The sequence below is a fragment of the Collinsella sp. AM13-34 genome (genome assembly GCF_003473055.1).
In the GTDB taxonomy this organism is placed as follows: domain Bacteria; phylum Actinomycetota; class Coriobacteriia; order Coriobacteriales; family Coriobacteriaceae; genus Collinsella.
Window position 1 is genome coordinate 1 of sequence record NZ_QRLE01000044.1, and the last position, 3811, is coordinate 3811.

4 protein-coding genes are annotated in these 3811 nt (G+C 58.8%); 3 read left to right on the forward strand and 1 reads right to left on the reverse strand.

All coding sequences use genetic code 11. The annotated features are described in order from the left end of the window. The first annotated feature begins 320 nt into the window (after window positions 1-320). From DW151_RS10220 to DW151_RS10690, 3 genes are read left to right on the forward strand one after another with little or no spacing between them, the layout of a single operon-like run. Window positions 321-1808 (forward strand): ATP-binding cassette domain-containing protein, encoded by a 1488-nt coding sequence (locus DW151_RS10220; protein ID WP_118335732.1) that lies wholly within the window; start codon window positions 321-323, stop codon window positions 1806-1808. After that, window positions 1805-2428, forward strand: a complete 624-nt coding sequence (locus tag DW151_RS10685; RefSeq protein ID WP_199579945.1) for an alpha/beta hydrolase — start codon at window positions 1805-1807, stop codon at window positions 2426-2428. The genes DW151_RS10220 and DW151_RS10685 overlap by 4 nt, the downstream gene beginning before the upstream one ends. After that, window positions 2383-2943: an alpha/beta hydrolase gene (locus DW151_RS10690; protein ID WP_199579946.1), complete on the forward strand. Its 561-nt coding sequence runs from the start codon at window positions 2383-2385 to the stop codon at window positions 2941-2943. The genes DW151_RS10685 and DW151_RS10690 overlap by 46 nt, the downstream gene beginning before the upstream one ends. A 31-nt stretch (window positions 2944-2974) precedes the next feature. Here the strand turns inward: DW151_RS10690 and DW151_RS10230 are convergent, their stop codons facing one another. After that, window positions 2975-3592 carry a helix-turn-helix transcriptional regulator gene (locus DW151_RS10230; RefSeq protein WP_158571699.1) on the reverse strand — a complete coding sequence of 206 codons (618 nt, stop codon included), beginning with the start codon at window positions 3590-3592 and terminating at the stop codon, window positions 2975-2977. Window positions 3593-3811: the final 219 nt, after the last annotated feature.

Genomic DNA, 3811 nt, shown 5'->3' on the forward strand with positions numbered 1-3811 from the left:
TGAATGTGGGAGGTGTTCGGATAAAGTCGATAATCAAGGCAGCTTGTTCGTGGTTCAAACCTATATTCAATACGCGCGCTACAATTCAATACGCATGCTATAATCTGAGCATCATTCAATCAGCGGAGCCTTTGCCATGCGACGCTTCGAGTTAGGTTAGGTTAGATGAAGAACTAGCGATGCCCACTAAGGGTGCCCAAACGACCATTTTGTACGCTCGGTCGCGCGCTAGGGTGCCGCGTCGCTTCAGTATCTTCTCGTCTTGATTCCACAGCTCGCGTGCCTAACCCCTGCGCGGCCTCCTTTCGAAGGAGCTCGCCATGCAGTTGAATCTCACAAACATTAGTTACACCTATCCCGGTGCGGTCTCTCCCGCTGTAAGGGATGTCAGCGTCACGTTTTCCTCAGGATGGACTGCCGTGATCGGTGACAACGGATGCGGGAAGAGCACGCTAGCGAGAATCGCCACGCGCCTTATCGAGCCCGATTCCGGAACGGTGGGCCCGAAGCTGTTCTCCGTGTACTGCCAGCAGGATTCTTCGCTCGAACCTGGGAACCTCATCGACTTCGCGTCAGACTGGAACCAAGAAGCGCAGCGTGCAAGGGCGCTTCTGCATATCGGAGACGATTGGCCCTGGCGCTACGACACGCTCTCAGGCGGCCAGCAGAAACGACTCCAGATCGCATGCGCGCTCTATGCTCGCCCCGACGTGCTCGTCATGGATGAGCCGACGAACGACCTTGATGCCCCGACGCGTGAAATCGTGAGCGAGGCGCTAGCCTCATTCGATGGAGTCGGCATCCTCATCTCCCATGACAGGGAATTGCTCGATGGCCTCGTCGATCAGAGCCTCCTGTGCGACGGCGCACGCTGGATCATGCGCCCGGGCGGTTATTCGAAGGCGAGCGATCAGGCGGCAAGCGAACGTGCCACCGCGCTGCACGACCGAGAGAAGGCTATGCGCGAAGTGAAGCGGCTGAAGGCGGAGGCGCAGCGAAGGAGCGAGGAGGCGGCACGTCAGAAGGGCAAGCGCAGCAAGCGCGGTCTGGACAAGAGAGATAGCGACGGGCGCGCGCGGATCGGGCGCGCCATAGTCTCTGGGAAGGACGGTGTAGCCGGTAAACTATCAGCCGCCATGGATGAACGTCTTGCGAGGGCGGAGTCGACGCTATCGGAGAACTCTGTGCCGAAGCGCTACGACCACTGCATTAGCGATTTCGGAGAAGCCGCCAGATCGAGTATCGTTGCGCGCGTTGGTCCTACTCGGCTCTTAGCGGGCGAGTTCTGCTTGAATGTGCCTCAGCTCTGGGTCTCTCCAACTGACCATGTGGTGTTGACCGGAGCAAATGGGACGGGCAAGAGTCTATTGGTGCGTGCCATCATCGATTCCGTCCCCGAGAATATAAAGGTTGCCTATGTTCCTCAGGTTGTTGCGTCGGCCGAGCGAGAGCGTGCCCTTGAGCAGCTGCGCAAGCATACGCAAGAGCAAAAGGGGCGTATCCTGTCCATCGTGGCACGCCTGAACTCCGACCCCGATAGACTGCTCGATGGCGACGACCTGAGCCCCGGTGAGCTCCGAAAGCTGATGCTCGCGGAGAAGCTGGTTGCGGAACCCAACTTCCTCGTGCTCGACGAGCCGACCAATCACCTCGATATCGGCTCGATAGAGGCATTGCAGAGACTGCTCGTTGGATTCCCCGGGGCGATCCTTCTGGTCACGCACGATATCCGGTTGGCGGAAGCTGTAGGGCAAACGAGATGGCTGATCGAACAGCTCGTTGATGGTCACGCGCTAAGAGTTGGATGAATTGGAGCGAGTGGCTTGTCAATGATGGCGGTTCGATTTTGATCAGAATTCAACTGATTTCACGTCATTTTGTGGCTTTGATTCTGTACTCACTTTGTACTGCAGGTAATTATGGCTTTAGAGATCCTGCGATTCCTCTCCAAGCCACCGATGCGCCAGAGCAGCCATCCAAAAAGCGCCACCGCATTCTCTGGGGCTTCCTCTACGTGGGGATATTCATTGCCGTCTTCACGCTTTCGGCGGCCATCAAGCTGGTGAGCAATCCCCTCGGCGACGATTTCTCCGTCGTTTGGAACGACTCGGTGGGAACGGTTTATGCCGACATCCCCTACGGCGACGGCGACGCGAACAAGTTCGACCTCTATGTACCCGCCGACCGGTCGCGGCAGCACTACGGGTTGGTCGTGTACCTGCACTCCGGCGGGTTCACCAGCGGTGACAAGGCCGACGACGCGCGGACCCTCCATTGGCTCTGCGCTCAGGGCTACGTGGCTGCGGGTATCAACTACACGCTTTTCAGCGAGCAGCACCCCGGGGCGAACATCCTCACGCAGTCTCTGGAAATCAAGAGAGCATGGACGCGGTGGTCGCCGAGGCGGCCAAGCTGGGCTACCCCGTGAACGAGATGGCCATCGGGGGCGGATCGGCCGGCGGGTGCCTCGCCCTGCTGTACGCTTACCGCGACACTGCGGAATCGCCGGTGCCGGTGAGGTTCGTGTTCGAAGCCGTGGGGCCTTCCAGCTTCTACCCCGAGGACTGGGACAACTACGGGCTGGACAAGCCGGAAGCCCAAGCAGAAGCGGCGGGCCTGTTCGGCGTTATGACGGGTGCCAAGCTCACGCCGGACATGTTCGGTACGCCCGCCTACGACGCCGCCGTCAAGGACGCCTCGGCGCTTCTCTGGGTGACGAAGGACGCGGTACCCACGGTCATGGCCTACTGCACTCACGACACTATGCAGCCCTTCAAGGCATCGGTACGCCTCGATAGGGCGCTTACCGAAAACGGCGTCCCCCACGACTGCTTTGTGGCGGAGCACTCGGGTCACGGGCTCCAGAACGACAGCGCAGTCTATCGGCAATATCTCGAAACGGTGCTGGAGTACCTAAAGACCTACATGCCCCCGGAATCCTAGCTGGCTTTGAGTCCGTCAAAGAGGCGTGCATCTAGTGCAAGGCATTCACTAGTGCCGTGATCAGGAACGCGATAAGGAAGCCGAACCCCGCACCGCAGGCCATCTTGAGCGCAGGGCTGAGCCGTGACCTGCGTCTGGAAAGCGCATCGGTCTCGCTCGGAGCCTCCTCGCCGTCCATGAACGCGCTGATCTCACGGAACGTCACAAGGTCATGCTCGCGTTTGATCCTCTCGATGCGCGACGTGCATACGAGCGACGGGATCCAGAATGCAACAAACACGAGTATCCCGATCAGCGCGCCTGTGGACATATGCGGGATGAACGATGGCTCGGGCAGTAGTGCGTAGATGCCTGCCATGCATGCAATCCCCGCGAGCAGCAGGGCAGCAGACCCCATCGCCAATCGCTCCATCTCGAGCGCATCCTTGCTTACGACTTCCTTCATTGAAACCACGTCTCCTTTCACAAGTTCATCGATGGAGACGCCGAAGAGGTCGCTTAGAAGCAGCAGGCTTTGGACATCCGGATAGGTCTTTCCGTTCTCCCAGCTGGACATCGTCTGTCGCGATACGTAGATCGCTTGCGCGACGGCCTCTTGCGAGAGCCCCAAGCGCTCGCGGTGCGCTTTCAGCTGTTTCGGCAACTCCATCGGCTCCTCCTTTCGGGAGACGAAGTTTCTATTTCTCTGAAACATGTTCTACCAAGATGGCTTTACATAGGCCGTCGATCAAGTGTATCAGCATGTCTGATGTTCTTTACATAGGCCGCTGACCTTGGGTTTTTCTTGCATGACAAACAGATTGGCAATGGAATCGCCACGCTCTTTCTCCGCCGTGGAGCTGCCGGGAGGCCTCTCCGAGCTCCTCGC